We start from the raw sequence: 19794 nt of genomic DNA, 5'->3' as shown, positions 1-19794 counted from the left end.
TTGTCAGATGTCTAACTAATAAAGGAGGTAATGTAAATGAAAAGAGTTGTTTTATTAGTATTGGATAGTGTAGGGATTGGAGCACTCCCTGACGCTCATCTTTACAATGATCAAGGTGCAAATACCTTGGCAAATATTGCCGAATCTTTAGGAGGCTTAAACCTTCCTAACCTTCAAAAAATGGGTTTAGGTAATATTCACCCTATTAAAGGAGTCGAGCCGGCGGAAAGTCCCATTGCATCTTACGGAAAAATGGCTGAAAAGTCCCCAGGAAAGGATACAACAACTGGCCACTGGGAAATAGCGGGATATATTTTAGATAAACCATTTCCCACTTATCCAAATGGTTTTCCTAAAGATTTAATCGAAGAATTTGAAAGGAAAATTGGCAGAAAAACTTTAGGAAATTACCCCGCTTCTGGAACCCAAATAATTGAAGATTTAGGGGAAGAACATGTTAAAACCGGCTACCCGATAGTTTATACATCTGCTGATAGTGTTTTTCAAATTGCTGCCCATGAAGAAGTTATTCCCCTTGAAGAACTTTATGAGATGTGCAAAATAGCTAGGGAAATGTTAGTTGGAGATCATGGTGTAGGAAGGGTAATTGCCCGTCCCTTTGTTGGTCAGCCAGGAAACTTCAGCCGTACCACTAACAGAAAGGACTTTTCCCGACTACCAGATAGAAAAATTGTCCTTCAATCTTTACAAGAAGAAGGTTATGAAGTTCTTTCGATAGGTAAGATTTGGGATATATATGGGGGAGTTGGGATAACTAGAAGTTTAAAATCTAAATCCAATTTAGACGGATTAGAAAAGACCCTTGAATCCCTTAAAGGGGATTTCTCAGGGCTGATAATGACTAACTTAGTAGACTTTGATATGCTTTATGGTCATAGAAATGATGTGGAAGGCTATGGAAAAGCTTTAATGGAAACTGACCAAATGGTAGGGAAAATTCTTGATAATTTAAAAGAAGATGATGTATTAATAATTACCGCTGACCATGGCTGTGACCCTACTCACCCAGGTACTGACCATACTAGAGAATATGTACCAGTTTTAGTATATGGAAAGAAATTACCGGTACAATCTTTGGGTGTAAGGGAAAGTTTTGTCGATGTAGCAGCAACACTAGTTAAAATCTTTAATTTAAAAGATCAATATAACGGTAAAAGCTTGATTTAAAAGGGAGGGATTTTAGTGGAGAATATAATGGAAAAACTGGATCAAACGGTTAGTTATATTAAGGAAAGGGTTGCAATTCAACCAGAGATTGGTATGATTTTAGGATCTGGTTTAGGGATTTTAGCAGAGGAAATAGAAAAAGCTGTGAAAATTCCCTATGAAGAAATACCTAATTTCCCTGTTTCCACCGTATCTGGTCATGCAGGAAATTTGGTTTTCGGCTATCTACAAGGGAAACCTGTAGTAGCAATGCAAGGAAGGTTCCACTATTACGAAGGATACAGCCAAATAGAAGTTACATTTCCGGTAAGGGTAATGAAATTATTAGGTGTTGAAAAACTTTTAGTAACAAATGCCGCAGGGGGAGTAAATAAAGAATTTAATGTAGGACAATTGATGTTAATTACCGATCATATAAATTTAACAGGCAGTAATCCCCTAATAGGTCCTAATTTAGATGAATTAGGGGAGAGATTTCCCGATATGTCAATGGCATATAATAAAGGGTTGGGGGAAATAGCCAAAAAGGTAGCTAAAGATTTAGGTATAAACTTGGCTGAAGGGGTTTATGTGGGTTTTTCAGGTCCCAATTATGAAACTCCTCAAGAAATAAAAATGGTTAGAACCATCGGTGGAGATGCTGTTGGTATGTCAACTGTACCAGAAGTAATTGTTGCTAACCATTGTGGATTAAAGGTTTTGGGAATATCCTGTATCACAAATATGGCAGCAGGTATTCTAGATCAGCCGCTAGATCATAGTGAAGTTATCCAAGTGACCAAACAGGTTAGAGAAGACTTTATTAAATTAGTTAAAAATATTGTAAAAGAAATATAGGGAGGGGTAGATTATGAGCTTACTTCAAAAAATTAAAGAAGCCGCTGAAGTAATTAAATCAAAGGTTGATATACTTCCAGAAATAGGTTTAATTTTAGGTTCAGGATTAGGAACTTTAGCTGACGAAATAGAAGAGAGTGTAGCAGTTCCTTATGAAGAGATCCCCCATTTCCCCAAATCTACCGTTAGTGGCCATGCTGGTAGGTTAGTTATTGGGAAGTTAGAAGGGAAAAGGGTGGTGGCAATGCAAGGAAGGTTCCACTACTATGAAGGTTATTCTTTACAAGAAGTAACCTTCCCTGTTTATGTAATGCATGCCTTAGGAATTAAAGCTTTGGTTGTTACCAATGCCTGTGGTGGGTTAAACAAAAAATTTGCTCCAGGGGATTTAATGTTAATTACAGATCATATCAACACCTATTTTACCAATCCGTTAATAGGACCTAATTACGAAGAATTAGGACCTAGATTTCCCGATATGTCACAAGCTTACAACAGGGAATTTATTGCCATTGCTGAGAGAGTGGCCGATGAGCTAAATATTAAAGTACAAAAAGGTGTTTATGCACCGGTAACTGGGCCTTCCTATTGTACTCCAGCAGAACTTAGAATGCTTATCACTTTAGGGGGAGATACAGTGGGAATGTCAACGGTTCCAGAGGTTATTGTAGCAAATTATTTAGGGATAAAGGTCTTAGGTATTTCTTGTATCACAGATATGGCAATTCCAGACCATTTAGAGCCATTAACCCACGAACAGGTAGTGAAAATTGCTAATCAAACCCGTCCTAAGTTTATTAAACTAGTTAAAGGATGGTTAAAAGAGGTGACAGTGTAAATGAGGGCTGTTGATTTAATTTTAAAGAAACGGCAAGGTAAGGAACTGACAGAAAGGGAAATTGACTTTTTGATCCAAGGGTATACTAAAGGGGATATTCCCGATTATCAAATGTCCGCCTTTGCTATGGCAGTGTTTTTCCAAGGGATGACTTCACAGGAAACAGCATATTTGACAAATAGTATTATAAATTCCGGTGAGACTATTGATTTAAACGAAATAGAAGGAATTAAAGTTGATAAACACAGTACAGGGGGAGTTGGGGATACTACTACCCTTGTATTAGGACCTTTAGTCGCTGCCTGTGGTGCTCCGGTAGCTAAGATGTCTGGTAGGGGACTTGGACATACTGGTGGAACTTTAGATAAATTAGAATCTATCCCTGGATTCCGTATTGATTTAACCAAAGAAGAGTTCATCGAAAAAGTTAACAAAACTAAAGTGGCGGTTATGGGCCAAACGGCAAAGCTTGCCCCTGCCGATGGTAAGCTCTACAGTTTAAGGGACGTTACTGCAACGGTAGACAGTATTCCCCTAATTGCCAGCTCTATTATGAGTAAAAAGTTGGCAGCTGGTGCCGATGGCATTGTTTTAGATGTTAAAACAGGGGATGGAGCTTTTATGAAAACTTTAGATGATTCCTTCTCCTTAGCAAAAGAGATGGTTAGTATAGGAAGCCATTTAGGACGGGAAACAGTGGCCTTTATTACTGATATGAACCAGCCATTAGGAAATGCTATTGGTAATTCCCTTGAAGTGATTGAAGCTATTGAAACATTAAAAGGTAGAGGTCCTAAAGATTTATTGGATTTATGTATTGAATTAGCAGCTCAGATGTTGTTAATAGCTAAAATTTGTGAAAATGAAGAAGAAGCAAAGAAACTTCTAAATGAAGTAATAGCTAATGGTAAAGCATTGGAGAAATTTAGGGAGTTTATCTCTTCTCAAGGGGGAGATCCTAGAGTTATAGATGATTATTCTTTGTTGCCATTGGCTAAAGAGCAAATTGAAGTTAAAAGTCCTACTTCTGGCTATGTCCAAAAAATCAATGCAGAGGGATTAGGAACATTAGCGATGATTTTAGGGGCAGGTAGGGCTAAAAAAGAAGATAAAATAGATTATGGTGTTGGCCTTATCATCAACAAAAAAGTAGGAGACTTTGTAGAACAAGGGGAAGTTATAGCTACTATGTATGTCAATGACAGGGTAAAGGGAGAACAGTTAGTAGGAGAAGTACTAAATAAAATTGTAATTTCCCAGGAAAAAACTCAACCAATCCCTTTAATTTACGGTATAGTAACAGAAGAAGGTATAAGGAAATTTTAGAAACTAAATCAATGCATTATTTTCACAAATATTGGGAAATCTATAGTTGTAATTTGACTGTAGATTTTAACCGATAGGAGGTTTTTTTGTGAAAAGGTGCATTTCTATCTTGATAATCTTAACATTTTTCTTTGTATTCCCTGTTCAAAGGGTTAGTTCTTTGGAGTTAGAGAGCCATGCTGCCCTGTTGATGGAACAGTCTACAGGCACTGTAATTTTTGAAAAAAATGCCCATGAACCTTTACCTATGGCTAGTGTCAGTAAAATCATGACAATGTTGTTAGCCCTTGAAGCAGTAGAGCAAGGGAAGGTTAGTTTAGATGATATGTTAACTACTAGCCAAAGGGCTAAAGAAATGGGTGGAACCCAAATTTTCCTTGAGCAGGGAGAACAAATTTCTTTAAGGGATGCTTTAATAGCAGTGGCTGTAGGATCTGCAAATGATGCTTCGGTAGTGATAGCAGAACACATTGGCGGTAGTTATGAAGGGTTTATTGAAGCTATGAATAAACGGGCAGAAGAGTTAGGGATGAAGAACACAAAATTTGTAAATTCCTCAGGTTTACCTGTTGAAGGTGGAGGAAATGTCGGTTCTGCCTATGATATAGCGTTAATGTCTAGAGAACTTCTCAAACATGAGATCATTTATCAGTGGACAACGATCCAATGGGATACCAATTTTTTAGGTAGAGTTTATTTGTCCAATACAAATATGAAATTTTTACGGAACTATCCTGGTGCCGATGGTTTAAAGACTGGTTGGACTACAGAAGCCGGTTATTGTCTTTCTGCAACTGCAAAGAGAGATGATACCCGTTTTATTGCCGTTATCATGAAAGCACCTAATCCAGATGTCAGATTAAAAGAAGTTTCACAACTTTTAAATTTAGGTTTTGGTTCATATAAAACTGTGCATATAAACAAAAAAGGTGATGTGATAGATAATTTAGTAGTAGATAAAGGAGTAAAGGAAAGGATAGATGTAATTACCAAAGATAATGTATCGGTTCTTTTAGATAAAAAAGCTAAAGAAGATATTACCCATAGGGTTAACTTACCTAAAAAATTAGCAGCACCTTTGACTAAAGGGCAAGTTGTAGGTAATATAGAGGTCTTAAAGGGTGATGAAGTAATTAAAACCGTTGATCTAATAGTTGATGAAGATGTGGAAAAAGCAGGAACCTTTACTTTGATGGGGCGGTTGTTTTTTAAGATGTTGGAAAAGGTTAAATAATTTAAGTGAATCTAAGATTTACCTAAGTTTTGGGTAAATCTTATTTTTTAACAGGGAAAAAGAAAAAAACTTAAATTTTTTAAAATTTAAGCAGGAATAAGGTAAATTTTAGCGAAAAATATATTTGAGTTTATAGGATAAGGGGGGATTAATTTGAAAGTTGTTGTTCGGTATGAAAACAAATTTATGATAGCTTCCCTTGTAGGGGAATTAGATCATCATACTGCTGTAGAGGTTAGGGAAGTTTTGCAAAAAGAAATTCAAAAGGAGATTACAACAAAGGTTATATTAGATTTGAAAGGGCTTAAGTTTATGGATAGCTCTGGTGTTGGAGTTATTCTTGGCAGATATAAAGAGTTAGATAAATTAGGTGGTAAGTTAGTGGTAACAGGTCTTAATGATACTGTTAAAAAGATATTTCAAATATCTGGTTTAAACAAAATTATCAAGGTTTTTGATGATATACCTCAAGGGATGAAATTTTTAAAGGAGGGTCAATGATGGAGAATTATATGGAATTGATTATACCTAGTTATTCAAAAAATGAATCCTTTGCCAGGGCGGTAGTAGGTGCTTTTTTTTCCCAGCTTGACCCTGACTTGAATGATTTAAATGAATTAAAAACAGCAGTTTCTGAAGCGGTTACTAATGCTATTATCCATGGCTATCCCGATGGTGTTGGAGAAATTAGAATTAAAGCCAAAATTTATGATGACGTATTTGAGGTAAATATAATAGATCAAGGGGTGGGGATTGAAAACATAGAACAGGCAAGGGAACCTTTATATACATCAAAACCAGAGATGGAAAGATCTGGACTAGGGTTTTCAGTAATGGAAGGTTTTATGGATGAAGTAGAAATTATATCTAAAGTTGGGGCAGGGACTCAGATAACCCTTAGAAAAAAAATCAATAATTTGAAAGCTCAATAGGTAGATAATCATGTGGGAGAGGATAAAAGATAAAATAAACCAATACCCACCTTTAGAAGCTGATGAGGTCAATAAATTATTTCAACTTGTAAAGGAAGGAGATTTACAGGCTAGGGAGAAACTATTTAATCATAACTTAAGGTTAGTGGCTAAGTTAGTTGAAAAATATAAAGGGGTTTACGATGAAGATGATTTATTTCAAATTGGTGCTATTGGACTTTTAAAGGCGATAGACCGCTTTGATCCTTCTATGAATACCATGTTTTCTACTTATGCAGTTCCTAAAATCTTAGGTGAAATTAAAATGTATTTTCGGGATAATAACCCTGTAAAAATAAGTCGGCAACAGATAGCTTTATCAAAAACGGTAAAGGAAATGGAAGAAAAATTGAGTAATGAACTTGGCCGGGGGGCAAAAGTTAGTGAAATTGCCAGTGCTTTGGGAATAACCACTGAAGAAGTTGTAATGGCTTTGGAGGCTGGACAAAATCCTACATCATTAGAACAGTCAATAAGTGATGAAAATGGTAATACTTTAAAGGATTATATAGAAGATAATAGTTTTACTGAAGAGTTAGATAAAAAACTGTTGTTAAAAGAAATTTTGTCTAATTTAACGGGTATTGAACGGAAGGTCATAATTTTAAGGTATTTTCAAGAACAAAGTCAGCAAAAAATTGCGGAAACACTAAATATTTCCCAAGTCCATGTGTCTAGAATTGAAAGAAAGGTTATCAATAAATTGAAAAATATTTATGGTAATCAGTGAACTTAATAGCAATACTAAGCATAGAATTAGATCTTAACTACAGACCGTAAATTGGTCTTTTTTTTTTTACTTTTAAGATTTTTTATATCTCTTAATATGGATTGTACTGATGTTAGAGGACAAGATTAGATTATATCTTGTTATTTTTTTGGGAATATTAAAATTGAGGTGTTAAAGATGAATAAAACCCGTTATAAAATTTTATTACTTTTCGTATTAGTTATTTTTATTATTACAACCTTTTCTATATTTTTCTTTAGACCTAAACCTTCCGATGAAGAAATACCTCCAGGAAGTAAAAGGGTTAATGCAGTTTTTTTTATACTTTCTTAGAAAATAAATTTTTTTAAAATGGGTAAGCTAAAAAAGGATATATTAAAAAAATAAAGGAGGCAAGATATATGTCAGTAGTTAAAATAATTGAATTAGTAGGAGATTCTCCAAAATCCTGGGAAGATGCTGCAAACCAGGCACTATCTAGAGCTGAAGAGAGCTTAGATAATATTACAGGGGTAGAAATTAAAAGAATGACGGCGGTAGTGCGGGACGGTAGAATCGTAGAGTATAAAACAAATTTAGATGTTGCCTTTGAAGTTAAATAAAATTTAAAAGCCCTCCTAATGTAGGAGGGTTTTGGTATATTTACCCCTTTATTCGGTGAAAATATTTTTAGCATCTTTTTGGAGGGAATTCTAATGTCTAAGGAAAGCCAAAAGAAAAATAAACAGCAAATTAAACAAAAAAAATATAGTCAGATGGTACAAAAAAAACAACCTAAACCCCCACTACTAAAAAATCTTTTTAATGCCTTTTGGGTAGGGGGAACGATATGTTTAATTGGACAGTTTATACAAAGTTTTTATGCCAGATTTTTTGATATGTCAATGAAAGAAGCATCTAATCCCACTGTAGCTACAGTTATCTTTATCGGTGGACTTTTAACTGCTCTCGGTGTTTTTGACGATATTGGAAAATTTGCTGGAGCGGGAACCGCTGTGCCAGTAACAGGGTTTGCCAACTCCATGGTAAGTGCCGCTTTAGAGTTTAAAAGAGAAGGTTTTGTTTTAGGAGTAGGAAGCAAAATGTTTATTTTAGCAGGTTCAGTCATAGTCTTTGGAGTAGTAACGGCATTTATTGTAGGTATAATCTCAGCAATACTTTAGGAGGTATTATAATGACTAAAAAAATAGGTAAAAGCACCTATTCTTTCCCTTCCAAACCAGTGATTATCAGTAGTGCCACAGTAGCTGGTCCTAAAGAAGGACAGGGACCTTATGGTAAAGAGTTTGATAAGGTCTTTAGTGATACTATCTTAGGACAAAAGAGTTTTGAAAAAGCTGAAGGGAAGATGATGGAAGAAGGGGCAAAGTTAGCACTACAAAAAATTAATTTAACAGAAAGGGATATAGACCTTTTTATAGCCGGTGATTTACTAAATCAGACAATAACATCTAATTTTACTGCATCTACTTTAGGAATCCCCTATTTAGGATTATATGGGGCATGCTCTACCTTTGTCGAGTCATTGATGGTCGCATCTTTTTTAATAGACGGAGGTTTTGTGCAAAAAGCTTTAATAGCAACATCTAGTCATAATTTAGCGGCAGAAAGACAATATCGCTTTCCTACAGAATACGGAGGACAGCGTCCCCCTTATTCTCAACATACCGTTACAGGTTCAGGAAGTGCAGTAGTAGCAGACAAAGGTCAAGGACCTAAAGTGTTATTTGCCAGTATTGGTAGAGTAATGGATTTAGGGATAAAAGATCCGTGGAATATGGGGGCAGCTATGGCACCGGCGGCGGCAGATACCATAGCTAATATTTTCTTTGACACCAACACAAAACCTAGCGATTATGATTTGTTGTTAACGGGAGATTTAGGTAAATTTGGCAGCAGTATTTTAGTGGATCTTTTAAAGGATAGGGGCCTAGATATTTCAAAGATTTACTTTGACTGTGGAGCGGAAATCTATGATAAAAATCAAGATACCCATTCCGGGGGGAGTGGCTGTGCTTGTTGTGCTATTATGTCATTGGGTTACTACTTAAAACAGCCCCAGTATAAAAAAATTATCATTGTCGCTACCGGTGCTTTACACAGTCCTACAACATATCAACAGGGGGAAAACATTCCGGCAATTGCCCATGGGGTAATTATCGAAAAATAATTTAGGAAAGGAGAATTATAATGAACATATATTTAGCAGCTTTTTTAGTTGGAGGATTTATTTGTGTAATTGGTCAATTGTTATTAGATTTAACACCACTTACCCCTGCCCATGTATTATCTGGATTTGTAGTAGTAGGGGGAATTTTAGGGGGATTTGGGCTATATGAAAAACTTATTGATTTTGCAGGGGCTGGTGCTAGTTTACCTATTTCTAGTTTTGGCAATGCATTAGCCCAAGGGGCTATGGCAGAAGCTAAAAGAAATGGGTTAATTGGGGTATTGACGGGAATGTTTGAATTGACTAGCACTGGAATAACCGCTGCTATAGTTTTCGCCTTCTTTTTTGCTCTATTTTTTAATCCAAAGGGATAAAAATGCTTAAGTTGGACATACTAGGAATTTTGATAACCCTTTTATTACTAGATGTTTTTAATTATAAAAGAATTTTATTAGCTAGTTTATCTATAGATATTTTGACTTTATCTATAATTTTATACCTTGGATACTCCTATGATTTTTATAAATTTGGGGGAATCTTTAGCTATGTATCCTTTCCTAACTTACAATTAGAAGTTTTGAATTTTTTCCCTTTTATAATAGGGATTTTCCTTAGTAAGTACTTTTCATTTAAATCTGGGACAAAGGGAAATTTATCAATAAACTACTTAATTCCCTGGAACTTTTCCCCAAAGTGGCAGGTTGTTTTTTACAAACTAGCCTTTTATAATTTGTTTTTTCAATTAACCCGTTGGATATTGAGGGGGTAGACCATGTGAAAAAAAAAGTAATTATTGTTACCGATGGTGATGGTGTTGCTAAAGAGGCCATTGAATTGGCAGTAAAAGAGATTGGGGGAAGATGTATTTCATCATCTTCCGGTAATCCAACTTTACTGACTGGAGAAGAAATTGCCCAATTGGTTCAAGAAAGTAAAGGTGAACCAGTGGTAGTGATGGTTGATGATAGGGGAGAGGCTGGGCAAGGGAATGGCGAGCAGGTAACAGAATATTTAAGTAAACATCCTCAAATTGAAATTATCGGCGCTTTAGCGGTAGCATCTAACAGTCCCTATGTAGAAGGTGTTCATCCTGAAGTTTCAGTTTTAAATAATGGAGAAATAGTAGAAGGGGCAGTGGATAAAGAAGGAGTAAAGATTGACAGCCCCTTATTGTATGGAGATACTGTGGAGAATTTAGAGAAATTGGGTATAAAGCATATCGTAGGTATCGGTGATATTGGAAAAATGGGGGGAAAAGATGATATTTCCAAAGGTGTACCTATAACGGTTAAGGCACTAAAAGAAATCCTAATCCGTAATAACATACATGTTTAGGTGGTGAATAACTTTGAAAGAGCACTTATTGGAAAAGAAACTAGAAAAGGATTTAGAGAAAAATGTAGAGATATTGGAAAAAAAATTAGGGGTAGGGATAAGTTTTGATGTTATAAATAGGGAGTTTGTTGTAGGAGGAAAAAAAGTAGCCCTCTTTTTTGTCGATGGTTTTGCCAAAGATGATGTTATGCTGATGATAATGCAAACCCTTTATAATGTAAAACGGGAAGAAATAGTACTAAATCCTGTTAAAAAGCTAATAGAAACGAAAATCCCATATATTGAAGTTGATGAAAAGGATACCTTTGGTGATTGTATAGACAGTATTTTATCGGGAGCATTAATTCTCTTAGTAGAAGGAGAAAATGTAGCGATAGAAATTGATGCAAGGGAATATCCTGCAAGGGGACCGGAAGAACCAGATGTAGAAAGGGTTACCAGAGGGTCTAGGGATGGCTTTGTAGAAACTATGGTTTTTAATACTGCTTTGATTAGACGAAGGATTAGAGACCCTCAACTCAGGATTGAACATTTGAGTGTAGGTACTAGATCGAAAACGGATATTGCCCTCTGTTATATTGAAGATGTTGCCAATAAAGATTTAGTAGAGTTAATTCGGGATAGTATAGAAAAGATTAAAGTTGATGGTTTACCTATGGCTGAAAAGTCATTGGAAGAATTTATTGTAAAAGCTGGGTATTCTCCCTTTCCTCAAGTTCGCTATACTGAAAGACCAGATGTAGCAGCTATACATTTGTTAGAAGGCCATGTAGTTGTTATTTGTGATACATCACCTAGTGTTATAATAGCTCCAGCTACAATTTTCCATCATTTACAACATGCAGAAGAATATCGACAAATACCGGTAGTAGGGACCTATATGAGGTGGATTAGAACTATTGCCGTTTTATTTTCAATGTTTATTACACCCCTTTGGTTAGCACTGTCTTATCAGCCAGAAGTTTTACCAGACTCTTTATCCTTTATCGGTCCAGAAAAGGTGGGGAATATTCCCCTATGGGTCCAGCTATTGATTGCAGAAATAGGGATTGATATGATCCGGATGGCTACAGTACATACACCTTCTCCATTGGCAACAGCCCTTGGTATTATAGCTGCCTTTATGATAGGTGATATTGCAATTCAAGTAGGGTTACTCACCCCAGAAGTTGTACTATATTTAGCTATAGCTGCTTTAGGAACCTTTGCTACTCCTAGTTTAGAGTTAGGACATACCTTAAGGTTATTTAGATTATTTTTACTTTGTTTAGCGGCGATTTTCCAAGTTCCAGGGGTTATTGGAGGAACATTGATCTTTTTAATCCTTGCTGGGACCACAAAGTCCTTTGGGGTTCCTTATTTATGGCCTTTAATACCTTTAAATATTAATGCCTTGTGGACAATAATTATTAGAAGGCCTGTACCTATAGCGAAGTCCCGGCCTTCTGCTATAAAACCTAAAGATGAAGATAGAACATAGATGGAGGTTATAAATGAATAAGTTTACTATTGGAATACCTAGAGCTTTACTTTACTATGACTTTATGCCCTATATAGATTATTTTTTTAAAAACTTAGGGTTAGAGACAGTATTGTCTCCCCCTACAAACAAAAAAATAATTCAAAAGGGTAATGAGCTGTCGGTTGATGAAGCTTGTTTGCCTATAAAGGCTTGTATGGGACATTTACAATATTTTGAAGAACAAAAAGTATCCACTGTATTTTTGCCTAGGGTTATTTCTATTGAAAAGAGAAAATATATTTGTCCTAAGTTTTTAGGATTACCTGACTATGCTAAAAGTTATTTTGGAGATAGACTGAACTTCTTTTCTCCCGATATAAACGTAAATGGATTTAATAATTTCCGAAAAAGTCTTCAGGATATTTCAAAACACTTTCCTGTTAATAAATATCAAATAGATCATGCTTTAAAAGAGGTAAGAAAATCTTATTTGAATAATCAAAAACTTTTGAAGGAAGGTAAAAATTTAAAAGAAATAATGACCCAAAATAATAAATCAGAGAAAAAGGAATTTACAATAGCTTTAATTGGCCATGGCTATAATATTTATGATGGTGGAATTAGTTTAGATATTTTTGATAGAGTGACTAAAAGGGCAAAGGTAAAAACCGTTGAAATGTATTCTGAAGAAGAGTTAAATTTAGGTAAACAGTTTTTACCGAAACCTCTTTTTTGGTCCTTTGGGGAAAAGATATTGGCTGCAGCTTTGTATTCATTAAAATACAAAGATGTAGATGGGATGGTTTTAGTAACGGCCTTTGGTTGTGGCCCTGATTCCTTTGTCAATGAGTTGATCCAACAGTTTCATAAAAAACACCATCAAGTTCCATTGATGATTTTAACTTTAGATGAACATTCTGGGGAAGCAGGGTTAGTAACCCGTTTAGAGGCTTTTATGGATTTGATATCTTTGAGGAGGAAAAAATTATGGGCATAACCTTTCCACTTTTTGATTCCACATATGTCAGTATTGCTAGTTTTTTAACATGGTTAGGTCATGATGTAGTATTACCCCAACCGATAACGGAAAAAACCATGGCTTTAGGGGTTAAGCACTCCCCAGAATTTGCTTGCCTTCCCCTTAAAATTACCACTGGAACCTTTATTCAGGCTTTAGAAGGGGGGGCAGATGCTATTTTAATGGCAGGTGGAGTAGGACCATGTAGATTTGGTTATTATGGTTATGTTCAGCAACAAATACTCCAGTCATTGGGATATAAATTTGATACTTATATTTTAGAACCACCGGCTAGAGATTTTCAGAGGTGTATAAAGGTATTAAATAAATTAAAAAGGAAAACTTCCTGGAAAGATACCTTTTACTATATCCATTTAGCATTGATCAAACAAAATCTATTAGATAAATACCATAAACAAGTTTTAAAAACTGCTCCTAGGGAAAGGGGAAAAATTCAAAGTTTTAAACTGTATAGAGAATTTATGAAAGAGTTGTTACCTTTAGCTGATAAAAAAGGGATAGAAGATTTATTTATAAAGTACCTAGATAAGCTTGCAAAATTACCTCAAGATCAAAATAAAGAAATTTTGCGGGTAAAATTAGTGGGAGAAATTTATTTGGTTTGTGAACCCCATGCTAATTTCTTTATGGAAGAGCGTTTATCAAAGATGGGTGTTGAAGTTACTAGGACTATCTATTTAGCTGATTGGTTTGGTGTCCACATTATTAAAGATTTAAACCCCTTTGCTAGAAAGGAAGGCTATTTAGATATTACTAAAGATTATTTAGGACACATGATCGGAGGACACGGTTTAGAAACTGTTGCCCATACCTTATTGGCTAAAGAAGAAAATTATGATGGGGTTATTCAAGTATACCCCTTTACCTGTGCACCGGAAATAATGGCTCAAGGAATAATACACAAAATTTCTAGTGATAAAGGTATACCTGTAATAACCTTCTCGTTAGATGAACATTCAGGTGAAGCGGGGATCCAAACCCGTTTAGAAGCCTTTGTAGACCTGTTAATGCAAAGGAAAGGATTAAAGGAGGGTAAGGTGGTTTATGGATAATCTTTATTTAGGGATAGATGTAGGCTCTGTTTCTACCAATATAGTGTTGATGGATGAAGAAAATAAAGTTATTGCAAAGGAATATATTCGGACCCATGGAAGGCCTATTCAAGCGGTTAAACAAGGTTTAGAGAAGATAAGACCTTTATGTGAAGGTAAAAGGATTGTGGGAGTAGGTACTACTGGAAGTGGTAGAAGATTAGCTGCTGAAATGGTGGGGGCAGATGTGGTGAAAAATGAAATCACCGCCCATGCTATGGCCAGTTTAACATACAATAAAGATGTTAAAACTGTTTTGGAAATAGGGGGTCAAGACTCAAAAATTATCATTTTACGGGATGGTATTGTTACTGATTTTGCCATGAATAGTGTATGTGCAGCAGGTACTGGTTCATTTTTAGATCAACAAGCAGCTAGGTTGGGAATAAAAATTGAAGAGTTTGGTCAGCTGGCATTAAAATCAAAAGTTGAACTGAGAATTGCTGGAAGATGCTCAGTGTTTGCTGAATCTGATATGATCCATAAACAACAAATGGGTAATGATATTACAGATATCCTTGCTGGACTATGTACCGCTTTAGTAAGAAATTATTTAAATAATTTAGCTAAAGGAAAAGAAATCCTTTCTCCTATAATGTTCCAAGGGGGAGTTGCCGCCAATCCAGGGATAGTTAAAGCCTTTGAAAAAGAACTGAAAACACAGATCATTATTCCTGAACATTTTGATGTTATGGGTGCTTATGGAAGTGCTATATTAGCTAAAGAGCTTAAAGCTAAAGATAGTGTGTCTAATTTTCGAGGCTTTAGCACAGTTGAAGATGACTTTAAACCTACTTCTTTTATTTGTAATGATTGTGGTAATGGTTGTGAAGTGGTAAAACTGTATCGCAATGGAAGTGTAGCAGGGACCTGGGGTGATCGGTGTGGTAAGTATGGAGAAGGTACACAATATCTAGTCCTTAGCTCATAAATTATTCTTTTATAATCCCCAGTCCACCTGGGGATTATATTTATAAAGAATCTAATTGTTTGACATTAAAGAAAGGGGCAAAGGACATGTTAAAATTAATAAAAAATGCTGAAATTTATTGTCCAAAGTACTCAGGTAAAAAGGATATTTTAATTGCCAATGATAAAATTGCATATATTGAAGATGATATTCCTGTACCAGAAAAGTTGGCTGAAGAGGTCATCGATGCTACTGGTAAAATTGTAGTACCTGGTTTTATTGATTCCCATGTTCATATAGCCGGTGGAGGAGGGGAAGGGGGTTTTAAAACCAGAACCCCTGAAATACAATTATCCCAAATTGTTGCCGGTGGAGTTACAACGGTTGTTGGCTGCTTAGGTACCGATGGTACCACCAGAAGTATGTTAAATTTATTAGCAAAAGCAAAAGGTTTAGAAGAAGAGGGTATCACTACTTATATCTATACCGGTTCTTATCATATACCTATAAAGACAATAACAGGTAAAGTAGAGGATGACTTAATTATAGTTGATAAGGTAATTGGGGTAGGGGAAGTTGCCCTCTCTGACCATCGCTCTTCTCAACCAACCTTAGAGGAATTCATAAAGTTGGTGGCTGTTGCTAGATTAGGAGGAATTCTCTCTGGAAAAGCTGGTATATTAAATATCCATTTAGGAGATGGAGATAGGACCATTGATTTTTTGGAAAAAGTAGCAGCGGAAACAGAAATACCTATCAGTCAATTTTTGCCTACCCACATCAATAGAAATTCTTTTTTATTTAAAAAAGGAATCGAATATGCGTTAAAGGGTGGTTATGTTGACTTTACTACATCTACTACTGAAAAGTTTTTAGAGGAAGGGGAAATTAAATGTAGTAAAGGATTAAAGGAGATGTTGGCGGCAGGTGTTAAGGTGGAAAACATTGCTTTTAGTTCCGATGGACAAGGAAGTTTACCACTTTTTAATGAAAAAGGTGAATTAAAAGGGTTACAGGTAGGTAAAGTAACTAGCCTTTATAAGGCAGTAAGGGAAGCTGTTTTAGAAGAAGGAATACCTTTAGAAACGGCTATTAAAGTAATAACAGCTAATCCTGCGAAAATATTAAAGCTTAAACATAAAGGGTTTATAAAAGAAAATTATGATGCAGATTTAGTATTATTAGATAAAGAAACTTTGGAAATAGATTCAGTTATAGCATTAGGGAAAGTAATGGTAGAGAACAAGGAAATTAAAGTAATAGGAACATTTGAATAATTTTGAAATAGGGTTTCTTGTAGAAGAAGCCCTATTTATGTTATAATTTTATGAATAGGACAGGAAATAGGGGAGGGGCTTAAGGTGGATATTATTATCACCCATACCAACACTGATTTTGATGGTTTTGCATCTATGGTTGCTTGTACTAAATTATACCCAGGAGGGAAAATGGTTTTCCCTGGAAAATTAAATAAAAATGTTAAGGAATTTTATTCACTGCATAAAGACTCCTTTGATGTAATGGAGTTATCCAAGATCAACCCCCAAAAAGTTAAAAGGTTAATAGTAGTTGATACTTCATCGAGCAAGAGATTAGGAAGTATTGGGCCTTTACTTAGTAATGGAAATATTGAAGTGATAATCTATGATCATCATCCAGTTAAAGAAGAGCTTCTGCCCCATATTAAAGGGGTCTTGGCCCAAGTAGGAGCTACAGTAACTATTTTAGTAGAAGCTATTAAAGAAAGGGGGATAAAAATAACCCCTTTTGAAGCTACAGTATTGGCATTAGGTATTTATGAAGATACCGGTAACCTTACTTATCCATCTACCACTGTTAGGGATGTCAATGCCGTAAGTTATCTCTTACAACAGGGGGCCAAATTAGCAATAGTTGGTGAATATATATCTAAACCATTAAATCAAGGTCAAAGGGAACTTTTAGACAAGCTGATGGATAATATTGAACATTTAAAGGTAAATGATTGGAATATAGCCATTACTACTGGATATTTTGATGATTTCATTGGGGGGGTAGGTGAAATAACTAAGAAGCTAGGTAATATCGATAATGTCGATGCTATCTTTTCAGTTGTTTATATGGTAGATAGGGTTCATGTGGTAGGACGAAGTTTAAAAACTGAAGTCTCTATTTTGGAATGTATTCAGAGGTTAGGGGGCAATGGTCATAAAATGGCTGCTGCGGTAACCATTAAAGGGAAGAGTGTTGATGAAGTCGTTACCCTTTTAAAACACCACTTACACCTATTGCCTTCACCATTATTAGCTAGGGATATAATGACAAAACCTGTTAAAACAATTACCTCAGAGGTAACTGTAGAAGAAGCTAACCGTTTGATGTTGAGGTATGGACATACTGGTTTTCCAGTAGTAGAAGATGGGAAATTGGTAGGGATCATCTCCAGAAGGGATGTAGACAAAGCTATCCATCATAAGTTAGGACACAGCCCGGTAAAAGGTTTTATGTCTAGAAATATTGTAAAGGTTAAAGAAAATACTAGCATCTCAGAAATTCAAAGGGCTTTAATTCAAAAAGATATCGGTAGAGTTCCGGTAGTTGACGATAATGATAATATAATAGGAATTATAACTAGGACAGATATCTTAAAATTAATCCACGGAGAGGAAGTTCCAAGGTGGCATAAACCTCTATATAGTACCGGAGGATATAATATTGCCCAAGTAAATGGTAATTTAACAGCTTTAATCAACAGCCGTTTACCTAAAAAGGTTCAAGGATTGTTGCTGTTAATTGGACAAAAGGCTCAAAAAGAAGGTTATAAAGCTTATGCTATCGGAGGTTTTGTCAGGGATCTCCTTTTAGGGGTGGAGAATTTAGATATTGATATTGTCGTAGAGGAAAATGCCATCAGTTTTGCGGAAAAGTTAGTTAAATATATAGGAGGAAATTTAAAAACTTATCCTAATTTTGGTACTGCAACTTTAACATTAAAAGATGGTAGTAAAATTGATTTTGCTACTGCTAGAATGGAATTTTATCCTTTCCCTGCCGCTTTACCTGAAGTAGAAGAAACAACTATTAAACATGATTTATATCGGAGGGATTTTACAATAAATACCCTTGGTTTTAAATTAAATAGCCCTGTTTTTGGAGATTTTTTAGACTTTTTTAATGGTAAAAAGGATTTAGAAGATGGTATAATTAGGGTATTATATAATTTGAGTTTTGTGGAAGATCCCACTAGGATTTTAAGGGCTATTCGCTTTGAAGCCAGGTATGGCTTTAAAATTGAAGAACAAACATTAGCTTTTATGGAAAATGCCATAAACAATAATATGTTAGAACAAGTTAAAGTATCTAGAATGGCAGATGAATTAAAGCTGATGTTAGTTGAAAAAACAGGATTGGCTAGTTTTAAAAGGGCTATGGATTTAGGGATTATAGATAAAATTTTTGGAGAAATAGAGGATAAAAAGGGACTATTGAAAGGGATGGAGATTAGTAATAATTTGTTGGCAATGTGTAAAGATAAAGGAATACCTATAGATGAACCTTTTTTGATATATCTCAGGACTATTTTAGCCTATTGTAGTGAAGGGGTTAGAAACAAATTTTTAAAGGGAATGAATTTAGAAAAAAACAATTATGATGATTTAGTGTATTTTTTAACTGAATATCAAGGGATTTTAGAAAAACTTATAGATCCTAAGTTTTATTCTCCTTCCCAGTTGGTTAGTATGTTAGAGAGGTTTTCTAATGATAGTTTAATTGCTTTAACTGCTATATCAGGCAGTAATTTAGTTAAAAAGCGGGTATTTCTGTATTTAGAAGAGCTTTCTAAAATTTCCGTGGAAATTAAAGGAGAAGATCTATTAGAACTAGGTTTAAAACCTGGACCGATTTTTTCGGAAATTATACAAAATGTAAAGAAAGAAAAACTAGATGGAAATATAGCTAATAAGGAAGAGGAGATTTTATGGGTTAAATCCCGATATCTTCCGAAGCTTAAGGATGGTGAATTGACAGATGAGAGATATTAACCACTTTCTAAATAATATTCATTTAATTTTACCGGCAATTGTCTTGGCATTGACTTTCCATGAGTACGCCCATGCTAAAGTTGCAGATATTTTAGGGGATCCTACTCCTAGGAGAGAGGGACGTTTGAGTTTAAACCCTTTAGACCATATAGATCCATTAGGGTTTTTGATGCTGATATTCGTTCGCTTTGGTTGGGCAAAGCCAGTACCCATTAATCCTTTTAATTTTAAAGGGGATAGAAACAGAGGTGTTATTTTAGTTTCTTTAGCAGGCCCTTTAGCTAATTTACTTTTTGCCTTTATTAGTACATTCCTATTCTATTTTTCAGCATTAGGGTTTTTTGGACCTGTTAGTAGTTATCTTTACTTTTTAAGCCGGTATTTAATCATGTACAATATTTATTTTATGTTATTCAATTTATTACCTATTCCCCCTTTAGATGGTTCGAAGGTTTTAAACAGTATTTTACCTTATAATTATCGTTATAAATATTATCAGATAGAGCCCTATGCCCCGCTAATCCTAATTCTTTTACTAATATCCGGTTTATTACCAATTATTTTAGCACCTATGGCTAATTCTGTAATAAGGATTTTAAACACTATTACATTAAGTATTTTAAACCTTTTCTTTTAAGGAG

At 35.1% G+C, this 19794-nt stretch carries 22 protein-coding genes; all 22 read left to right on the top strand.

Annotated features, from left to right (window positions below; translation table 11 throughout):
• The first annotated feature begins 36 nt into the window (after positions 1 to 36).
• The 22 genes from BMX60_RS00245 to BMX60_RS12365 all read left to right on the top strand — a co-directional run bounded on the left by BMX60_RS00245 (position 37) and on the right by BMX60_RS12365 (position 19790).
• Positions 37 to 1188 carry a phosphopentomutase gene (locus BMX60_RS00245; RefSeq protein WP_091347675.1) on the top strand — a complete coding sequence of 384 codons (1152 nt, stop codon included), beginning with the start codon at positions 37 to 39 and terminating at the stop codon, positions 1186 to 1188.
• Positions 1189 to 1215: 27 nt separating this feature from the next.
• On the top strand, positions 1216 to 2025 hold the full coding sequence (locus BMX60_RS00240; RefSeq protein WP_091347991.1) for a purine-nucleoside phosphorylase: 810 nt from the start codon (positions 1216 to 1218) through the stop codon (positions 2023 to 2025).
• Between the two features lie 13 nt (positions 2026 to 2038).
• Positions 2039 to 2863 carry a purine-nucleoside phosphorylase gene (locus BMX60_RS00235; protein ID WP_091347672.1) on the top strand — a complete coding sequence of 275 codons (825 nt, stop codon included), beginning with the start codon at positions 2039 to 2041 and terminating at the stop codon, positions 2861 to 2863.
• Positions 2864 to 4189, top strand: a complete 1326-nt coding sequence (locus tag BMX60_RS00230; RefSeq protein ID WP_091347669.1) for a pyrimidine-nucleoside phosphorylase — start codon at positions 2864 to 2866, stop codon at positions 4187 to 4189.
• Between the two features lie 88 nt (positions 4190 to 4277).
• On the top strand, positions 4278 to 5423 hold the full coding sequence (locus BMX60_RS00225) for a D-alanyl-D-alanine carboxypeptidase family protein (protein ID WP_091347668.1): 1146 nt from the start codon (positions 4278 to 4280) through the stop codon (positions 5421 to 5423).
• Positions 5424 to 5576: 153 nt separating this feature from the next.
• Positions 5577 to 5924 (top strand): STAS domain-containing protein, encoded by a 348-nt coding sequence (locus BMX60_RS00220; RefSeq protein WP_091347665.1) that lies wholly within the window; start codon positions 5577 to 5579, stop codon positions 5922 to 5924.
• Positions 5921 to 6355 carry an anti-sigma F factor gene (gene spoIIAB, locus BMX60_RS00215; protein ID WP_091347664.1) on the top strand — a complete coding sequence of 145 codons (435 nt, stop codon included), beginning with the start codon at positions 5921 to 5923 and terminating at the stop codon, positions 6353 to 6355. The genes BMX60_RS00220 and spoIIAB overlap by 4 nt, the downstream gene beginning before the upstream one ends.
• A gap of 10 nt (positions 6356 to 6365) precedes the next feature.
• Positions 6366 to 7124 carry a sigma-70 family RNA polymerase sigma factor gene (locus BMX60_RS00210; RefSeq protein ID WP_091347661.1) on the top strand — a complete coding sequence of 253 codons (759 nt, stop codon included), beginning with the start codon at positions 6366 to 6368 and terminating at the stop codon, positions 7122 to 7124.
• 177 nt (positions 7125 to 7301) lie between these two features.
• Entirely contained in the window at positions 7302 to 7457 is a 156-nt protein-coding gene (locus BMX60_RS11950; protein ID WP_177159617.1) for a hypothetical protein, read from the top strand.
• Positions 7458 to 7525: 68 nt separating this feature from the next.
• A complete protein-coding gene (locus tag BMX60_RS00205) occupies positions 7526 to 7726 on the top strand; it encodes a dodecin family protein (protein ID WP_091347660.1) in 201 nt (66 codons plus the stop codon).
• A gap of 93 nt (positions 7727 to 7819) precedes the next feature.
• On the top strand, positions 7820 to 8287 hold the full coding sequence (gene spoVAC / locus BMX60_RS00200) for a stage V sporulation protein AC (protein ID WP_091347657.1): 468 nt from the start codon (positions 7820 to 7822) through the stop codon (positions 8285 to 8287).
• 8 nt (positions 8288 to 8295) lie between these two features.
• Complete coding sequence (spoVAD, locus tag BMX60_RS00195; RefSeq protein WP_423230149.1) at positions 8296 to 9294, top strand: stage V sporulation protein AD; 999 nt, start codon at positions 8296 to 8298, stop codon at positions 9292 to 9294.
• 20 nt (positions 9295 to 9314) lie between these two features.
• A complete protein-coding gene (spoVAE, locus tag BMX60_RS00190; protein WP_207648365.1) occupies positions 9315 to 9668 on the top strand; it encodes a stage V sporulation protein AE in 354 nt (117 codons plus the stop codon).
• A gap of 2 nt (positions 9669 to 9670) precedes the next feature.
• On the top strand, positions 9671 to 10063 hold the full coding sequence (locus BMX60_RS00185; RefSeq protein ID WP_091347647.1) for a hypothetical protein: 393 nt from the start codon (positions 9671 to 9673) through the stop codon (positions 10061 to 10063).
• A 5-nt stretch (positions 10064 to 10068) separates the two neighbouring features.
• The gene (gene spoVAEA / locus BMX60_RS00180; protein WP_091347643.1) at positions 10069 to 10629 is read left to right on the top strand and encodes a stage V sporulation protein SpoVABEA; all 561 of its coding nucleotides are present in this window, start codon (positions 10069 to 10071) and stop codon (positions 10627 to 10629) included.
• Between the two features lie 13 nt (positions 10630 to 10642).
• Positions 10643 to 12109, top strand: coding sequence for a spore germination protein (locus BMX60_RS00175; protein WP_207648364.1), 1467 nt, complete (start codon positions 10643 to 10645; stop codon positions 12107 to 12109).
• A gap of 13 nt (positions 12110 to 12122) precedes the next feature.
• On the top strand, positions 12123 to 13088 hold the full coding sequence (locus tag BMX60_RS00170) for an acyl-CoA dehydratase activase-related protein (RefSeq protein WP_091347640.1): 966 nt from the start codon (positions 12123 to 12125) through the stop codon (positions 13086 to 13088).
• A complete protein-coding gene (locus BMX60_RS00165) occupies positions 13079 to 14182 on the top strand; it encodes an acyl-CoA dehydratase activase-related protein (protein WP_091347635.1) in 1104 nt (367 codons plus the stop codon). Before BMX60_RS00170 ends, BMX60_RS00165 begins: the two co-directional genes overlap by 10 nt.
• Complete coding sequence (locus BMX60_RS00160; protein WP_091347630.1) at positions 14175 to 15152, top strand: acyl-CoA dehydratase activase; 978 nt, start codon at positions 14175 to 14177, stop codon at positions 15150 to 15152. Before BMX60_RS00165 ends, BMX60_RS00160 begins: the two co-directional genes overlap by 8 nt.
• Before the next feature lie 86 nt (positions 15153 to 15238).
• Positions 15239 to 16408 (top strand): beta-aspartyl-peptidase, encoded by a 1170-nt coding sequence (iadA, locus tag BMX60_RS00155; protein ID WP_091347629.1) that lies wholly within the window; start codon positions 15239 to 15241, stop codon positions 16406 to 16408.
• An 84-nt stretch (positions 16409 to 16492) separates the two neighbouring features.
• A complete protein-coding gene (locus BMX60_RS00150) occupies positions 16493 to 19153 on the top strand; it encodes a CBS domain-containing protein (RefSeq protein ID WP_091347626.1) in 2661 nt (886 codons plus the stop codon).
• Positions 19140 to 19790: a site-2 protease family protein gene (locus BMX60_RS12365; RefSeq protein WP_091347623.1), complete on the top strand. Its 651-nt coding sequence runs from the start codon at positions 19140 to 19142 to the stop codon at positions 19788 to 19790. The genes BMX60_RS00150 and BMX60_RS12365 overlap by 14 nt, the downstream gene beginning before the upstream one ends.
• The last annotated feature ends 4 nt before the right edge of the window (positions 19791 to 19794 follow it).

It is taken from the genome of Anaerobranca gottschalkii DSM 13577 (genome assembly GCF_900111575.1).
In the GTDB taxonomy this organism is placed as follows: Bacteria; Bacillota; Proteinivoracia; order Proteinivoracales; family Proteinivoracaceae; genus Anaerobranca; species Anaerobranca gottschalkii.
The sequence above is the reverse complement of the archived record's forward strand: the minus strand, read 5'-3'. Positions and strand labels throughout refer to the sequence as shown.